The organism is Nonomuraea sp. NPDC051191, from assembly GCF_044455665.1.
Taxonomy (GTDB): Bacteria; Actinomycetota; Actinomycetes; order Streptosporangiales; family Streptosporangiaceae; genus Nonomuraea.
Genome location: NZ_JBITEZ010000027.1, coordinates 43,593 through 59,932, shown reverse-complemented (window position 1 = coordinate 59,932; position 16,340 = coordinate 43,593). Strand labels below are relative to the sequence as shown.

Below are 16,340 nucleotides of genomic sequence, written 5' to 3'. Positions count from 1 at the left end.
CCGGCCTGTCCCCATGGCGAACGGCTACGGATTGGTCACATTGAAGCGGCGATAACTACCAGTAATCGAATGACCACACTAAGCCTTAAGAGCTGACATAATATTTCACCTGATAACCCGAAATGCACGACAATTGCCAGCCCCCGACGCTTAACCTCCACTCCCGGTTTACTCCCATAATCCACCTCTTCCCTCACTTTTTCTCACCGCATGCCCTCAGCCACCAGGAGCCCCAACCGTATTTCCGGCCCCACCCGAACGCCTCCCACCCCTCGGGGCGCGCCCGAAAGCCACCGACAGCCCACACCGGAAGGACCGCGACAGGCTGGAAGGGCCGGCACCCCGCACCAGAGGGCTCGGCGCGCCAGGACCGCATCTGAGCGGTCGCGACAACTCGAGAGAAGCCGACACGAGGTGAAGGCGGCCTGAGACCACACCGGGGGGGCGGGATGGGCCCAGGGAAGCCGAGAGCCCGCACCCGGAGAGGTCGGGGGCTGAGCCGGGAAGGCCGACAACCCGCGTGACGACCCACGTCCGGAGCAGCCGGAACGGCCGGGAAGCCGACGGCCCGCGTTCGGAGGAATCAGAGGGGGCCGGGAACGCCGACGGCCCGCACCGGAGGGAACCGGTGCGGGCCGTACAGGCGCGGGGGAACCAGGCGGGTCAGTGACCGTGGCCGTGGCCGTGGCCCTGGCCGGCGGCCGGAGCCTCGTCCTCGGGCTTGTCCACCACGAGCGCCTCGGTCGTCAGGAGCATGCCCGCGATCGAAGCCGCGTTCTGCACCGCGGACCGCGTCACCTTGACGGGGTCGATGACGCCCTGGGCGACCAGGTCGACGTACTCGCCGGTGGCGGCGTTGAGGCCCTGGCCGGCGGGCAGCTCGGCGACCTTGTGGGTCACCACGTAGCCCTCGAGGCCGGCGTTCTCGGCGATCCAGCGGGCCGGCTCGACCAGCGCGCGGCGCACGACGCCGACACCGGTGGCCTCGTCGCCCGTCAGGCCGAGGTCGTCGAGCTCCTTGCCCACGTGGATGAGGGCCGAGCCACCGCCGGAGACGATGCCCTCCTCGATCGCGGCGCGGGTCGCGGAGATCGCGTCCTCAAGACGGTGCTTCTTCTCCTTCAGCTCCACCTCGGTGGCGGCGCCGACGCGCAGCACGCACACACCGCCGGCGAGCTTGGCCAGGCGCTCCTGCAGCTTCTCGCGGTCCCAGTCGGAGTCGGACTGCTCGATGGCAATCTTGATCTCCTTGACGCGGTCCTCGATCGCCTGCTGGTCACCGGCGCCGTCGACGATGGTCGTGGCGTCCTTGGTGACGACGACGCGGCGGGCCGTGCCGAGCACCTCGAGGCCGACGTGCTCGAGCTTGAGGCCGACCTCCTCGCTGACGACCTGGCCGCCGGTGAGGATGGCCATGTCCTGGAGCATCGCCTTGCGGCGGTCACCGAAGCCCGGGGCCTTGACGGCCACGGAGGTGAAGGTGCCGCGGATCTTGTTGGTGACCAGGACGGCCAGGGCCTCGCCCTCGACGTCCTCGGCGACCACGAGCAGCGGCTTCTTGGTCTGGGCGACCTTCTCCAGCAGCGGCAGGAAGTCGGCGATGGAGGAGATCTTGCCCTGGGTGAGCAGGATGTACGCGTCCTCCAGGACGGACTCCATGCGCTCGGGGTCGGTCACCATGTAGGCCGACAGGTAGCCCTTGTCGAACTGCATGCCCTCGGTGAACTCGAGCTCCATGCCCATGGCGTTGGACTCTTCGACGGTGAGGACACCGTCCTTGCCCACCTTGTCGAACGCCTCGGCGATCAGCTCGCCGATCTTGGCGTCCTGGGCGGAGATGGTGGCGACGTTGGCGATCTCCTTCTTGTCGCCCACCTCGCGAGCGCTGGCCAGCAGCCGGTCGCTGATCTCCTTGGCGGCCTTGTCGATGCCACGCTTGAGCGACAGCGGCGAGGCGCCGGCGGCCACGTTGCGCAGGCCCTCGCGGACCATGGCCTGGGCCAGCACGGTGGCGGTGGTGGTGCCGTCGCCCGCGATGTCGTTGGTCTTGGTGGCTACTTCCTTGGCGAGCTGGGCGCCGAGGTTCTCGTAGCGCTCCTCCAGCTCGATCTCACGAGCGATGGTCACACCGTCGTTCGTGATCGTCGGCGCACCGAACTTCTTGTCGATGACGACGTTACGGCCACGCGGGCCGAGGGTTACCTTCACGGCGTCCGCGAGGGCGTTGACACCGCGCTCAAGCGCGCGGCGGGCGTCCTCGTCGAACTGCAGGATCTTCGCCATGCTGAAAGTCCTCTCCTGGCGTCGAAAGCCCCGGGCCCTCAAGAGCGCCCGGGGCTCGACACAACCGGCCTACTTCTCGATGATCGCGAGAACGTCGCGGGCGGAGAGCACGAGGTACTCCTCGCCGCCGTACTTGACCTCGGTGCCGCCGTACTTGCTGTAGAGGACGACGTCGCCCTCGGAGACGTCGAGCGGAATGCGCTTGTCGCCGTCCTCATCCCAGTTGCCGGGGCCCACCGCGAGGACCTTGCCCTCCTGCGGCTTCTCCTTGGCGGTGTCCGGGATGACCAGACCGGAAGCGGTGGTCTGCTCTGCCTCAAGCGGCTGAACCACAATGCGGTCGCCGAGCGGCTTAACGGGAACCTTGGTGGCGGTCGTCACGATCGGACCTCCCCTTCAGATTTGAATGATCTAGAAGAGGCGACCAGCGGGGCCTGCCGTCGCGGGTGTCAGACCTGCCTCGTCGCACGTTGGCACTCTCAAGGTGAGAGTGCCAACAGGAAACATATGCAAGAGGGCCTTGACAGTCAACACGAACGCGTCTGCTCAGAGCGATCAGACGTAGGAGCCCTCCACCAGATCGGCGACGACACCGGGCCGGGAGGGGTTCCAGCCGAGCTCGGCGCGCGTGCGTGTCGCGCTGACGCGCTGGCCGAGCGCCAGGGCCTCGGCGAAGCCTTCCCCCAGCACCTGGGCCGCCTCGGCCACCGGCCAGGGCTCGGCCTGCGGCTTGACGCCCGCGGACCGGGCCGCTGCCTCGGCCACGTCGGCGACGGACACGGCCTCCTCGCTGATGCCGTGGTAGACGCGGGCGCCGCCCCTCTCCAGGACGGCGACGACGAGGTCGGCCAGGTCGTCGACGTGCACGAACGTCCAGGTGTGCGGCTCGCCGCCGGCGGTGACGTACACGCCGGCGCCGCGCTCGGCGGCCTGCGCGCGCATCAGGGCGGGGATGCCCCCGCCGCGCCCGTGGACGACGGCGGGCCGGATCACCGAGCCGCCGCCGTCGGTGACCAGCCGCTCGATCTCGTGCCGGTACGCCACGAGCGGAATCGGGTCGGCCGGGCTGTCCTCGTGCCCCTCGGCGGTGGCTCCCAGCACCCACACGCCGCTGGTGAAGACGACCTTCCGGCCCGACGCGACGAGCACGCCGATCGAGGCGAGGTCGGCCTCCTTGTCGCCGCCGAGCTGGGCGGCGACCACGATCGCGTCGATGTCCGGGGTGATCGCGGCGGCCAGCGCGGCAGTGTCGGCCAGGTCCCCGTAGCGCTCGTCCGCCACGCCCGGCACCCGCCTGGACCCGTCGGCGGCGGGCCGCACCAGGACGGCCACCTCGTGCCCCTGATCGGCCAGCCGCTCGACCACAGCGCCGCCGATGTAACCTGTCGCGCCCAGCACCAGCACCTTCATGATGAACCTACCTCGAACATTTCCATGTTGAACATTTCGACGTCGTGGACACTACCGCACGACCCCGAACATTTCAACGTCGAAGCTTTGGTAGGGTGATCCCCGTGGATGACGCGGTCGACGCGATACTCGGACAGTGGGCACGGACACGGCCCGACGTCGACGTGTCCCCGATGGGCGTGATCGGCCGGGTCTCACGGGCCTCGCGCCTGCTGGAGCGCGGCGTGAAGGACTTCCTCGCCGAGCACGGCCTGGAGGCGTGGGAGTTCGACATGCTGGCCACGCTGCTGCGCAGCGGCGCCGACGCCATGTGCATGAAGGACCTGTCCTCCTCCGCCATGGTCAGCCCCGGCGCGCTCACCAACCGGATGGACCACCTGGTCCGGCGCGGCCTCGTCCACCGCTGGCCCGCGCCGCACAACCGCCGCATGACGCTGGTCGCCCTCACCGACGAGGGCAGGAGGGTCGCCGACGAGATGCTCGTCCTGCACGCCGCCAACGAGGAGCGGCTGCTCGCCGGGCTGTCGGAGGAGGAGCGCGGAGCCCTGGCCGGGCTGCTGCGCACGCTCCTGGTGTCCCTGGGCGACACCACCCTGTGAGCCGTCCCGAGTTGTGAGCGATCCCGAGAGCGGAGTGCGTACATGGATCTCGACGCCTTCGGCGAACTGCTGACCCCGCACGGGCAGCGGGCGCTCGCCGAGGCCGCCGAGCTGACCGGGACTGATCCGGTGGCGGCGGCGACCAGGCTGCGCCGCACCTACGACGCGGCGCTCACCTCCGCCGCGCTCACGCAGGCGGCGCTGCGCGAGCGCGCCAGGGCGAAGTTCGGCGCGGACGCCGCGGTCATGTACTTCACCCCGCACGGCCTGGAACAGTCCACCCGCCGGGAGGTCGCCGACCACCGCGCCCGCCGTATGGGCGGCGCCCGGGTGATCGACGCCTGCTGCGGGATCGGCGGCGACCTCCTGGCGCTCGCCCGCGCCGGCTGCGAGGTCGACGCCGTCGACCTCGACCCGCTGACCGTCGCCGTGGCCACGGCCAACGCCGACGCGCTCGGGCTGGCCGACCGGGTGCGGGTGCGCGCGGGCGACGCGGCGCAGGTCCGGCCCGAGGAGTACGATGCGCTGTTCGCCGACCCGGCCCGCCGCAGCGGCAAGGGCCGGACGTTCGACCCGATGGCCTACTCGCCGCCCTGGCCGGTCGTGCTCGACCTGGTCGCGCGGGCCCCGCGGGCCTGCCTGAAGGTCGCCCCCGGCATCCCGTACGAGTTCATCCCCGACGGCGCCGAGGCCGAATGGGTCTCCTGGAAGGGCGAGGTCAAGGAGGCCACCCTCTGGACCGGCCCAGAGGACGGTCCGGCCGACGGCACCGACCTCGCCCGCCGCGCCACCCTCCTCCCCGGCGGGCACACCCTGACCGCCACCGGCGTGCAGGCCCCCGTCGGCCCCATGGGCCGCTACGTCTACGAGCCCGACGGCGCCGCGATCCGGGCCCACCTCGTGGGCGAGGTGGCCGAAATGATCGACGGACGCCTGGCCGACCCCATGATCGCCTACATCACCGCCGACGAGCCGAGACACACCCCCTGGGCCGCCGGATACGAGGTGGACGAGGTCATGCCGTTCTCACTGAAAAAGCTCCGCGCGGCCCTGCGCGAACGCCGGATCGGCAATGTCACCATCAAGAAACGCGCGTCGGCGGTCGACATCGAACGCCTGCGAACCGATCTCCGACTTTCCGGCGAGAACTCGGTGGTCATTATCCTGACCCGCATTCTCGATAAGCCTTCGGTTATCATCTGCAACCCCATCTCACCTGCCTGAACAAACCAAAGCGGTCATTCTTCCGCTAAATACGATCTTTCACTGTGGCCCTGCCGGACCTTGATCGAAAGGCTAAGGTGGACGGGCGGGAGTTCTCCCCCTTATGCGGTAACCCGCGTACTCGCCTTTTCATCTGCAAACCGGACCTATCCCACCGCTGCGCGGCAGACCGTCGGCGAGCGAAGGAGCCTTTCGGTGGACCATTCCAACCACACCACCCTTCTGCAGGCAGGCGGCCAGTCCGCCATCTCCGAGAGGATGCGAGACCTCCTTGCGCGCGCCGCCCAGGACCATGTCTATGAGCAGCGCACCCAGGGAGCCGTGCTCGACGAGATCCGCCAGCGGCTGGAAGGCATGGAGTGGCTGCTGCGCGAGGTGCGCGAACGCGAGCTCGGCGGTCTGAGCGGCACCCTCGAATCGGTCAGCGGGCGGCTCGACGACATCACCGCCAAGCCGCCGATGTGGGCGGAGGGCCTGGCCCAGCACGTCGAGGCCGTGCGCGACCACGTCGACGCCGTCGGGGAGAAGATCGGCCATGTCGACGCCCGGGTCGCGCCGGTGGCCGAGCTGCCGAGCCTGTGGGCGGATCTGGGCACCGTGGGCGAGGCCGTCGACGAGGCGCTCAAACGCCTGCAGACGGTGCTCGACACCACCGACGGCATCACGCAGGGCATGACCGACTTCGCCGCCAAGCTGACGCAGCTCAACTCCAGCATGGAGGCAGCGGCCAGCCGCTTCACCCGGCTCGACAAGTCGGTGGCCGACCTGTCGGGCCGTACCGAACGGGTCGAGGGCGTGGTCGGCGAGCTGGCCGAGAGCGTCGCGGCCACGTCGCAGCAGGTGGCGGTCAAGATCGACGCGGCCGAGCAGCGGCTGACCGGCCGGCTCGACGACACCGACCTGCACATCGCCGCCCGCCTCGACGAGGCCGACAAGCGCCTGGCGGGCCGGCTCGACGAGACCGACGAGCGCCTGACCCACCGCCTGAACGAGCGGCTCGACCGCGCCGACGAACGCCTGGCCGCCCAGCTCGACGAGGCCGACCAGCGGCTCACGGGCCGGCTGTCCGACGTCGAGCAGCGGCTCACCGCCCGCCTCGACGAGGCCGACCGACACCTCGCCGTCCAGCTCGGGGAGAGCGAGCTGCGGCTCAGCGGGCGGCTCGACGGCGTCGACTCCCGGCTCGACCGGGTCGAGGGCCGGCTCCTGGGGCTGGACACCCGGCTCACCGGGTTCGACGGGCGGCTGGAGTCGGCCGACGAGTGCCTGGCCGACATCGACACCAGGCTCGACGGCGTCGACGGCCGCATCAGCGGCGTCGACAAGCGCCTCACCTCGGTCGACGGCCAGCTCGGCGGCCTCGGCAAGCGCCTGGGCACCATCGACGGCCACCTGGTCCGCCACGACGACCGCTTCGACGCCCTCGACGGCCGCCTGGGCTCGCTCGACGAGCGCGCCTCGGGCACCGACCAGCGCCTCACCGAGACCGCCGTCCGCAGCGAGGGCCGCTTCAACAAGCTCGACAACCAGATGGAGTCGATCGACGAGCGGCTGGTCGAGGCCGAGGAGCACCTCATCACCCGCTTCGACACCCTCGACGGGCAGTTCAGCGGCCTCGACAGCCGGTTCAACGGCCTCGACACCCACCTCAACGGCCTGGCCGCCCGCGCCGATCAGGCCGGCGAGCACCTGGAGTCGGTCGACGACCGCATCCAGGCCATGAACCAGCAGGTCAGCCAGCTACCGGCCGCCCTGGCCATCCCCGAGCGGGTCGGCGAGCTGATCCAGTCGCAGGCCGGCGCGCAGGCCGACCGCCTGTCGGCCGCCGCCGACACGCTGACCGAGCTGGTGCGTTCCAGGCCCGACCGCGACGAGCTGAGCGAGACGGTCAGCGGCATCGTGCAGCCCGCCACCGACGACCTCACCAAGCGGCTGGCCGCGCTGGAGGAGACCATGCTGGTGCTGGCCGAGGCCCTGCTCCGGCCCACCAGGACGAAAGACTGACGCCGCCCCGGCGGTGTGGCACACCCGCGCCGCACCGCCGGCCTTCCCGGCCCGCCAGGGCTCAGACGTGGACCGTCGTGATCGGCAGCGACGAGTCCGCCGGGATCTCCAGGGTCGAGGGCGTGACCCCCGCCGCCACCAGGTCGGACCCCAGAGCGGCGACCATGGCCCCGTTGTCGGTGCACAGCCCCGGCCGGGGCACCCTCAGCCGCACGCCCGCCGCGTCGCAGCGCTCCTGGGCCAGCGCCCGCAGCCGCGAGTTGGCCGCCACGCCGCCGCCGATCAGCAGGTCGTGCACGTCGTACTTCTTGCACGCCTGCAACGCCTTGCGGGTCAGCACGTCGACCACCGCCTCCTGGAAGGACGCGGCCACGTCGGGCACGTGGATCGACTGCCCGGACGCCTCGCGCGCCTCCACCCAGCGGGCGACGGCGGTCTTGAGCCCGGAGAAGGAGAAGTCGAGCGTGCCGTCGTCGATCTTGCCTCGCGGGAAGGTCACGGCGGTGCCCGAGCCCTCGCGGGCGGCCCTGTCGATGTGCGGGCCGCCGGGGAAGGGCAGCCCGAGCACCCGGGCCACCTTGTCGAACGCCTCGCCGGCCGCGTCGTCGACGGTCGAGCCGAGCGAGATGACGTCTTCGGCCACGTCGGGCACCAGCAGCAGCGAGGAGTGACCGCCCGAGACCAGCATGGCGATGCACGGCTTGGGCAGCGGCCCGTGTTCGAGCTGGTCGACGGCCACGTGGGCGGCCAGGTGGTTGACGCCGTAGAGCGGGACGCCCAGGCCCAGCGCGTACGACTTGGCGGCGGCCACGCCCACCAGCAGCGCACCGGCCAGGCCCGGCCCGGCGGTGACGGCGATGGCGTCGATGTCGGAGAACTTGAGCCCGGCCTCGGCCAGCGCCGCCTCAACGGTCGGCGTCATGGCCTCCAGGTGCGCGCGGGAGGCGACCTCGGGCACCACGCCGCCGTACCTGGCGTGCTCGTCCATGCTGGAGGCGATGGTGTTGGCGAGGAGCGTGTGGCCTCTGACGATGCCGATGCCGGTCTCGTCGCACGACGTCTCGATGCCCAGGACCAGGGGTGCGTCAGCCATCCAGCTTCCTTCTCATCATGATCGCGTCGGTGCCGTCGTCGTAGTAGCGGCGGCGGGTGCCGATCTCCTCGAACTCGAAATGCCGGTAGACGGCCTGGGCGCGCGGGTTGTCGGCGCGCACCTCCAGGAAGATCTCGCGCGCTCCCCTGCGCCGCGCCTCGGCCAGCAGCTCGGTCAGCATCGCGCTGCCGATGCCGGTGCCCTGGTGCTTCTCCAGCACGGCGATGGTCTGCACGTCGGCCTGGTCGGCCGCGACCGCGATGCCGCTGTAGGCGACGATCTCGTCGTCGGCCAGGGCCACCAGGTAGTGGCGCGACCGCGGCATGTCGGCCAGCTCGCCGCGCATCATGCCCTCGCTCCACGCGTCGAGCGGGAACATGGCCCGCTCGATCGCCATGACCGCCGGCAGGTCGGCCTCGGTCATCGGCCGGAGTCTCACGCCGTCACCCTCTTGGGCGCGCCCGGCACCACGGCGTCGGGCCTGCGCAGGTAGATGGGCCGCGGCGGGTCGAGCGGCACGCCCGCGGCCAGCCGTTCGGCGGCCAGCGCGGCCAGCGCCCCCGCGAAGGGGTAGGGCGGGGCGTCATGGCCGCCCAGGACGTCGGGGTAGAGCGCGGCGCCGGCGCCCACCACCGGCAGGCCCTCGACGGGCACGTCGGCGGGCCGGTCGACGAACGGGCCGTCGATCCGGGTGCGCATGTCCTGGTAGCGCGCCCAGAACACCTCCTTGCGCCGGGCGTCGGTGGCGGCCAGGAACGGCTCGCCGAGCCCGCTGCCGTAGGCGACCGCGTCGAGGGTGCAGATGCCGTACGCGGGGACGGCGAGCGTCGTCGCGAGCCCCTGCGCGGTCATCAGACCGACGCGCAGGCCCGTGTAGGGCCCGGGGCCGCTGCCCGCGACGATGGCCGTCACGTCACGCAGGGCGGCGCCGGACTCGGTCAGCACGCGTTCGATGGTGGGGACGAGCAGCTCGCCGTGGCGGCGGGCGTCGATCGTCGTGGACTCGGCGAGCACCCGCTCACCGTCGTGGAGGGCGGCGGTGACGGCGGGCGTCGCGGTATCAAAGGCCAGGACCAGCACGACTGTTTAGCCTACCCGCCGGACGGGTCACACCCAGCCGGTACGCCGTTTCAGCCAGTCGAGGGCGACCACTCCCTGCGCCCGCTGGAACGCCCTGAGCGTGGGCAGCCCCGGCGGATCCGGCTGCCGGCCCTGCCGGACGAAGTAGCCGGTGATGGCCGCGATGACCGCGGTGACCGCCGGGTCGGGGTCGTCGAACAGCTCGTGCGGGGCGGGACCGCCCTGCATGCCGACCGACGGCAGCATGGCCACCTGGTCGTACCAGGGCGCGGCCAGGCAGGCCCACGGCCAGTCGACCACGTAGACGCGGTCGGGCGTGAGCAAGACGTTGTCGGCCCGCACGTCGGCGTGGACCAGGGTGTCGCCGGCCGCCGCCGTCGCCCAGCCGGACTCCAGCTCGGCCAGCTCGGCCAGGTGGCGCGCCGCCCATGGGTCGAGCCCGGCGGCGTCCTCGGCCAGGAGGGTGCGCCAGCCCCGGAAGGACTTGTCCATGACCTCCCCGATCGCGGGCGCCTCGATCGGCGACGGGGTGAGCGCGGCGGCCATCTCCTTCACGGCCGTGAGCACCCGGTCGAGCTCGTCGCGCCGCCAGGGCATCGCGGGGTGCACGGCCTCGACGTCCTCGAAGACCAGCGCCACCCAGCCCTCCAGCTCGAACGCCATCAGCAGTTTCGGCGCGGGGACGGACTCGGGCAGCGCGGCGGCGTTCCTGAGCTCGGAGCGGTAGATGCGCACGCTGTCGGGGTTGGGCTCGGGGCCGACGGCCTTGACGAACACGCGCCGTCCGTCGCTCGTCCGCAGGCGCACGGCGGCCGCCGGGGAGAAGCCGCCCTCCTGGGTGACGGCCTCCACGACCTGGTCGCCGAGGAAGCCCTCGACCGCCTCGCGCACCAGCGGGTGGACCTCTTCCCAGGGCACACGGGAGCCGGACGCCGGCGGGTTGTTGTCTGTGCTCATACCTCCATGATCAAGCCTTGGAGGCGTAGACGATGATGTTGTCGACGTATTCGCCCTTGGCGGAGTCGAACTTGCCGCCGCAGGTCACCAGCTTGAGCCCGTCGTCGACGTACACGCGGCGGGCCGGGAAGCTGTCCTTGGAGACCTGCTCGATGGCGTCCACCTTGAAGCTGACGACCTTGCCGTCGCTGCGTTCCACCTTGACGGTCTCGCCCTTGCGCAACTGCCTGAGCTTGTAGAACACGGCGGGGGCGGTCTTGGTGTCGACGTGGCCGATGATCACCGAGGCGCCCTTCTCGCCGGGCACCGCGCTGCCGCTGTACCAGCCGGCCACCTTCGGCTTCTCGTACGGCGGCAGCTCGACCTCGCCGTCCTTGCTCAGCCCGAGCTTCATCAGCGGGGCCTCAAGGTCGAGCGAGGGGATGTCGATGCTCTTGGGCACCACGCTCGCCGCGGGAGTGGAGGAGTTCTGCATGCTCTTGCCGAAGGCGACCAGCAGCAGGCCCGTGACGGCGCCCGCGAGCACCACCCGACCCGGACGTGCCATCCGTCACGCCCGGCTGCGCCGCTTGGCCACCACGACCGCGCCTCCGACGAGGACCAGGGCGACCAGCGCGCCGGCCGGGCCCAGCGGGATCGAGGACTCGTCGTCGACGTCGCGGCCGAAGGTGCCGCCGCCGCCGGCCCTGGGTGCCTTGGTCGGCACGCCGGTCGGCTCGGCCTCGGCCCTGACCACCTTGATCGTGGCCTTGCCGACGTCGTTGGTGCCGTCGCACTTGACGTCGACGGTGTAGGAGCCGCGCTTGACCGTGCCCGAGACCGTCGCCTCACCCCGGACCCAGGGCGAGCCGTTGGCCGGGGTGCCGGTCGCGGTCGGCGAGGCCGATCCGGCCGGCACGGGGTTGAGCGGGACGCCGTTGATGAACGCCTTCGAGGTCGCGGTGCCGGTGTGGGCCGGACCGCCGGAGGGCACCGGGCAGTTGGCCAGGATCCACACCTTGGACGTCTCGCCCGCGGTGACCCGGTCGGGGTTGAGCTGGACCGCGATGCTCGGCCGTTTGGCGGCCGGCGTGGCCGTCGCCGTGGTCGTCGCCGTGGTCGTCGCCGTCGTCGTCGCCGTCGTGGTGGCGGTGGTGGACGTGGTGGCTGTGGCCGTCGGTGTGGCTGTCGGTGTGGTCTCGGCCGAGGCCGCACACCCGGTCAGCCCGACCACCATGATGGCACCCGCGTACGCGACTCGCCTGACCCTGAGCACCGCCGCACCCCACTTTGCCGTCTTGCACCCAGCATCCACCAAAAAAGTGGATGTCGCCCCTCCTGATACCCAGAAATTCTGGGCAAATCCCTGACCAACGATCATGATTTATGTCTTCGGACAGGTACGTCAAGGGTGCCAGCTTTGCCAGGAATTGACGGACGTTTTAGCCTTAGGCCGGATCAGACGGCGTGTCGGCCCACCGGTCGCCCACCCCGCGCAGGGTCACCAGGCGGGCGTCGTCGCCGGTCTCGCGGTCGATGTGGATCTCCAGCCGGTCTTCGGCCAGCCCCTCGACCAGGCCCTCGCCCCACTCGACCACGGTGACCGACTCCTCCAGCGAGGCGTCGAGGTCGAGGTCGTCGACCTCCAGGTCGCCGCCCAGCCGGTAGGCGTCGGCGTGCACCAGGGGCGGGCCCTGCCGCAGCGACGGGTGCACCCTGGCGATCACGAAGGTGGGCGAGGTGATCGGCCCGCGTACCTTGAGACCTTCGGCGATGCCCTGGACCAGCGTGGTCTTGCCCGCGCCGAGCGGGCCGGACAGCACGATCAGGTCTCCGGGCCGCAGGTGGGCCGCCAGGCGGGCGCCGTAGGCCCGCATGTCCTCCGCTGTCGCCAGTCGCACTACAACTCCACTCGCTTGATCAGGTCGCGCAGCGCGTCGTTGACGATCCCCGGGCGTTCCAGCTGGATCAGGTGGGAGGTGTCGGGGATCTCGGTGACCTGCGCCTTGGGCAGCGCCGCCGCGATGGCCCTGCTGTGGTCGGGCGGGGTCAGCCAGTCGCGCTCACCGTAGACGATGGCGGTCGGGACCGGGTCGAGGACGTGCAGCGCGGACAGCTTGTCGTGGTTCATCAGGGCCGGGTAGAAGGCGGCGAACACCTCGGTGGGGGTCTGCCTGATCATCGACTCGGCGAAGTCGACCACGGTCGGGCTCACGTTCGCGGAGTCGCCGAAGCCCATGTAGCGGGTGATCAGGAAGGCGATGTCGCTGCCCGCGTGCCGGGTCTTGTCGACCAGCGAGCCCTTCCTGCCGAGCAGCGACACCGTGGACGGCGCCACCTTGTGCACGGCCTTGGACACCATCGCCGGCAGCCCCAGCGTCAGCTCGGCCAGCTTGCCCGCCGAGGTCGCGATGAGCGCGGCCGCCCGGATCTTCCCGCCGAACAGCTCAGGGTGGCTGTCGGCCAGCGCCATGATCGTCATGCCGCCCATCGAGTGGCCGACCACCACGCACGGGCCGGGCACGAACTCCTCGATCACCTCGGCGAGGTCCTGGCCCAGCCGGTCGATCGTGCTGTCGTCGGCCGTGCCGCGCTGCGAACGGCCGTGGGAGCGGATGTCCCACAACACCAGACGGTAGTTCTCGCGCAGGTCCTTGCGCTGGTAATGCCACGATTCGAGGTTGAGGCAGTAGCCGTGGCACATCACGATCGTCAGCGGCGCGTCCTCGGGGCCGTCGATCTCGACGTGCAGCGCCACCCCGTCGGAGGTGACGAGCGTGCGCTCCCTGCCGCGCAGCTCGCCGAACGGCTCGCTGGCCTCCTCGTCGTGCCGCAGCCTGATCCGGCCGACCGCGTAGCGCTTGGCCAGCGCCGCCGCCGCGACACCGGCCGACGCCGCTCCGACGATCGCGCCGGCGATCCCGACCCTGCGCCGCCGTGTTGTCGTCGTCGTCATGTCCCCGATCCTTCTCCGCTCATGGCCGCTCCGGAGTGCTCGTCGTCACATGCTGGTGGACCCGTGGCACCCGGGAACCGATCCTGGTCACGATCTCATGCGTGATCGTGCCGAGGGTATCCGCCCATTCCTGGGCGGTCGGCTCGCCCCCGTCGCCGGGACCGAACAGCACGACCTCGTCGCCCGGCGACAAGGGGTCGTCGCCGACGTCGATCACGAACTGGTCCATGCACACCCGGCCCGCCACCGTCCGGCGGCGCCCGCCCGCCAGCACCTCGGCTCTTCCCGTCGCGTGCCGGAGTATGCCGTCGGCGTAGCCGAGCGGCACGAGGCCGAGGGTGGTCTCGCGGTCGGTGACATAGAGGTGGCCGTAGGAGACCCCCGATTCCTCCGGGACCCGCTTGACGAGCGCGATCCTGGCCGTCAGGGTCATGGCCGGACGCAGCCCGAAGTCGCCCAGCTCCGGCACGGGGCTCAGGCCGTACATGGCGATGCCCGGCCTGACCAGGTCGAAGCGGGCGGCGGGCAGGGTCAGGACGGCGGCCGAGTTGGACAGGTGCCTGATCACCGACGACCCGGCGGCCCCCGCCTGCTCGGCCAGCTTCAGCGCGCTCTCGTACGCCTCCACCTGCTGACCGACCGACGGATGGCCGGGGACGTCGGCGCAGGCGAAGTGGGACCACAGGCCGACGATCTCGACGACGCCCTCGGCCCGCAGCTCCAGCGCCCTGCTCAGCAGGCCCGGCCAGGTGGCCAGGGGCGCGCCGCCCCTGCACATGCCGGTGTCGGCCTCCAGGTGGACCTTGGCCGGGCGGCCCGCGAGGCGGGCGGCGGCGGCGATCTCGCCGAGCACGCCCTCGTGGGCCGCCGACAGCTCGATGTCCTCCGCGACGGCCCGGTCGAGGGGCTCGCCGGGGGTGATCAGCCAGGCCAGGACGGGCGCGGTGACGCCGCCTTCGCGCAGCGCCAGCGCCTCGGCGACGAACGCCGTGCCCAGCCTGGACGCGCCGCCCTCAAGGACGGCCCTGGCCGAGGGCACCAGCCCGTGGCCGTAGGCGTCGGCCTTGACGGCCCCCATCAGCTCGGCGCCGCCCGCCCGCTCCTTCAGCAGGGCCACGTTGTGCCTGATCGCGGACAGGTCGACCCGCGCCTCGGCGGGGGTGGCCATCGAGGAGTACATCTCTCCAGTGTGTCAGCTCGGACGGGTGGTCGAGCGCGGTTCGCGCCGCTCAGGGGCGGGGTTCGCCGTGGACGGAGCGGATCGCCTCCGGGACGGCCGCCGCCACCCCGGCGGCGGTGAGCGGGGCGCCGCGGGCGGCCAGCCGTCCGGCCAGCCCGTGCACGTACGCGCCGACGGAGCCCGCGTCGTAACAGCACAGCCCCTGGGCCAGCAGCGCGCCCGCCACGCCCGACAGCACGTCGCCGGTGCCCCCGGTGGCCAGCCAGGACGTGCCGGTCTCGTTGACGCGGACCGGCCTGGCCTCCTCGGCCACCACCGTGGTCGAGCCCTTGAGCAGCACGGTCACGCCCAGCTCGGCGGCGGCCCGGCGGGCGTGCTCCAGCCGGGCGGCCTCGATGTCCTCGCGGCTCACGCCGATCAGCCGCGACAGCTCGCCCGCGTGCGGCGTGATCAGCACGGGCGCCCGCCTGCGCAGCAACGACCGGTCGCGGGCCACCAGCGTGAGCCCGTCGGCGTCGATCAGCACGGGGACGTCGGAGGCCAGCACGCGGGCGGCCAGCTCGTGCGCCCAGTCGCCGGTGCCGAGCCCCGGGCCGAGCAGCCACGCCTGGACGCGGCCGACGTCCTCGATGGACGGCCGGTCGAGCGGGGTGATCACCGCTTCCGGCCAGTGCGCGCGCACCTGCTGGACCGGCTCGTGGGTGCCCGCGTAGCGGACCATGCCCGCGCCCGCCCGCAGCGCGCCACCCACGGCCAGCACGGCCGCGCCGGTGTACAGGTCGCTGCCCGCGGCCACCCCGAGCACGCCTCTGCGGTATTTGTCGGACTCGTTGCCGGGCCTGGGCAGCAGGTCCTCCACGTCCGCGCGGGTCGGCGCCGCCACGTCCGGATCGGGCAGGAAGGGGCCCAGCCCGATGTCGACCAGCTCGACCCTGCCCGTGTGCGCGGCCCCGGGATCGACCAGCAGGCCCGTCTTGTACGCCCCCATCGTCACCGTGACCCGCGCCCGCACCGCCGCGCCCGCGACCTGCCCGGTGCTCGCCTCGACGCCGCTCGGCACGTCGACCGCGACGATGGTGCCGTGGGCCGCGTTCGCCTCCTCGGCCAGCCGGGCGTACGGCTCGCGCAGCGCGCCCGTGGCGCCGATGCCGACCAGCCCGTCCACGATCAGGTCGGCGTCCGCGACGGCGTCCTGGCCGGCGACGCGGCCTCCGGCGCGCAGGAAGGCGCGCAGGCCGGCCTCGTGCGTCCTTGAGCCGGCCAGGACCGCCGCCACCCGGGCTCCCCGGCGGGCCAGGCGTTCGCCGGCGTAGAGGGCGTCGCCGCCGTTGTCGCCGCTGCCGACCAGGAGCACGACGCGGGCGCCGTACACCCGGCCCAGCAGGTCGGCGCAGGCGGCGGCCAGGCCGTGGGCGGCCCGCTGCATGAGGGCGCCCTCGGGCAGGCGCGCCATCAGCGTGCGCTCGGCGCCCCGGATCTGGTCGGCGGTGTAGGCGGTCTTCATGGCCTCACCCCGTTCGGCTGCCCGGCCGCCATGTGCCGCCTTCCCCCGCTCCGGTCGCTTCGCTCCCGCCG

Annotated in this window: 16 protein-coding genes; 3 read left to right on the top strand and 13 right to left on the bottom strand. The window is 71.9% G+C overall.

The annotated features are described in order from the left end of the window. Nucleotides 1–663 precede the first annotated feature (663 nt). From groL to ACIA8R_RS48510, 3 genes are all read right to left on the bottom strand, one after another. Nucleotides 664–2,283, bottom strand: a complete 1,620-nt coding sequence (groL, locus tag ACIA8R_RS48520; RefSeq protein ID WP_364085840.1) for a chaperonin GroEL — start codon at nt 2,281–2,283, stop codon at nt 664–666. 69 nt (nt 2,284–2,352) lie between these two features. Further along, nucleotides 2,353–2,667, bottom strand: coding sequence for a co-chaperone GroES (gene groES / locus ACIA8R_RS48515; RefSeq protein WP_226899011.1), 315 nt, complete (start codon nt 2,665–2,667; stop codon nt 2,353–2,355). A 171-nt stretch (nt 2,668–2,838) separates the two neighbouring features. Next, entirely contained in the window at nt 2,839–3,693 is an 855-nt protein-coding gene (locus tag ACIA8R_RS48510) for an NAD-dependent epimerase/dehydratase family protein (RefSeq protein ID WP_364085836.1), read from the bottom strand. A gap of 104 nt (nt 3,694–3,797) precedes the next feature. On the opposite strand from ACIA8R_RS48510, the gene ACIA8R_RS48505 reads away from it, so the two are divergent. The 3 genes from ACIA8R_RS48505 to ACIA8R_RS48495 all read left to right on the top strand — a co-directional run bounded on the left by ACIA8R_RS48505 (nt 3,798) and on the right by ACIA8R_RS48495 (nt 7,520). Further along, nucleotides 3,798–4,292, top strand: coding sequence for a MarR family transcriptional regulator (locus tag ACIA8R_RS48505; RefSeq protein ID WP_357705878.1), 495 nt, complete (start codon nt 3,798–3,800; stop codon nt 4,290–4,292). Between the two features lie 42 nt (nt 4,293–4,334). Continuing rightward, a complete protein-coding gene (locus ACIA8R_RS48500) occupies nt 4,335–5,516 on the top strand; it encodes a methyltransferase domain-containing protein (protein WP_397044684.1) in 1,182 nt (393 codons plus the stop codon). A gap of 195 nt (nt 5,517–5,711) precedes the next feature. Continuing rightward, complete coding sequence (locus ACIA8R_RS48495) at nt 5,712–7,520, top strand: hypothetical protein (protein ID WP_357705880.1); 1,809 nt, start codon at nt 5,712–5,714, stop codon at nt 7,518–7,520. A 61-nt stretch (nt 7,521–7,581) separates the two neighbouring features. On the opposite strand, the gene tsaD is transcribed toward ACIA8R_RS48495, so the two are convergent. From tsaD to ACIA8R_RS48445, 10 genes are all read right to left on the bottom strand, one after another. Next, the gene (tsaD, locus tag ACIA8R_RS48490; protein ID WP_352318676.1) at nt 7,582–8,613 is read right to left on the bottom strand and encodes a tRNA (adenosine(37)-N6)-threonylcarbamoyltransferase complex transferase subunit TsaD; all 1,032 of its coding nucleotides are present in this window, start codon (nt 8,611–8,613) and stop codon (nt 7,582–7,584) included. Further along, entirely contained in the window at nt 8,606–9,037 is a 432-nt protein-coding gene (gene rimI / locus ACIA8R_RS48485) for a ribosomal protein S18-alanine N-acetyltransferase (RefSeq protein WP_357705917.1), read from the bottom strand. Before rimI ends, tsaD begins: the two co-directional genes overlap by 8 nt. Nucleotides 9,038–9,048: 11 nt before the next feature. After that, nucleotides 9,049–9,693, bottom strand: a complete 645-nt coding sequence (tsaB, locus tag ACIA8R_RS48480) for a tRNA (adenosine(37)-N6)-threonylcarbamoyltransferase complex dimerization subunit type 1 TsaB (RefSeq protein ID WP_397044682.1) — start codon at nt 9,691–9,693, stop codon at nt 9,049–9,051. 27 nt (nt 9,694–9,720) lie between these two features. Further along, nucleotides 9,721–10,650: an aminoglycoside phosphotransferase family protein gene (locus ACIA8R_RS48475; RefSeq protein WP_397044680.1), complete on the bottom strand. Its 930-nt coding sequence runs from the start codon at nt 10,648–10,650 to the stop codon at nt 9,721–9,723. Nucleotides 10,651–10,660: 10 nt separating this feature from the next. Beyond that, nucleotides 10,661–11,197 carry a class F sortase gene (locus ACIA8R_RS48470; protein WP_357705883.1) on the bottom strand — a complete coding sequence of 179 codons (537 nt, stop codon included), beginning with the start codon at nt 11,195–11,197 and terminating at the stop codon, nt 10,661–10,663. A gap of 3 nt (nt 11,198–11,200) precedes the next feature. Then, nucleotides 11,201–11,905 (bottom strand): hypothetical protein, encoded by a 705-nt coding sequence (locus ACIA8R_RS48465; RefSeq protein WP_397044678.1) that lies wholly within the window; start codon nt 11,903–11,905, stop codon nt 11,201–11,203. Between the two features lie 172 nt (nt 11,906–12,077). Then, nucleotides 12,078–12,530: a tRNA (adenosine(37)-N6)-threonylcarbamoyltransferase complex ATPase subunit type 1 TsaE gene (gene tsaE / locus ACIA8R_RS48460; protein WP_352362852.1), complete on the bottom strand. Its 453-nt coding sequence runs from the start codon at nt 12,528–12,530 to the stop codon at nt 12,078–12,080. Next, nucleotides 12,530–13,585 (bottom strand): alpha/beta hydrolase, encoded by a 1,056-nt coding sequence (locus ACIA8R_RS48455; RefSeq protein WP_357705885.1) that lies wholly within the window; start codon nt 13,583–13,585, stop codon nt 12,530–12,532. Before ACIA8R_RS48455 ends, tsaE begins: the two co-directional genes overlap by 1 nt. Before the next feature lie 19 nt (nt 13,586–13,604). After that, on the bottom strand, nt 13,605–14,753 hold the full coding sequence (gene alr / locus ACIA8R_RS48450) for an alanine racemase (protein ID WP_397044745.1): 1,149 nt from the start codon (nt 14,751–14,753) through the stop codon (nt 13,605–13,607). Nucleotides 14,754–14,814: 61 nt separating this feature from the next. Beyond that, entirely contained in the window at nt 14,815–16,269 is a 1,455-nt protein-coding gene (locus ACIA8R_RS48445; RefSeq protein ID WP_397044675.1) for an NAD(P)H-hydrate dehydratase, read from the bottom strand. Nucleotides 16,270–16,340: the final 71 nt, after the last annotated feature.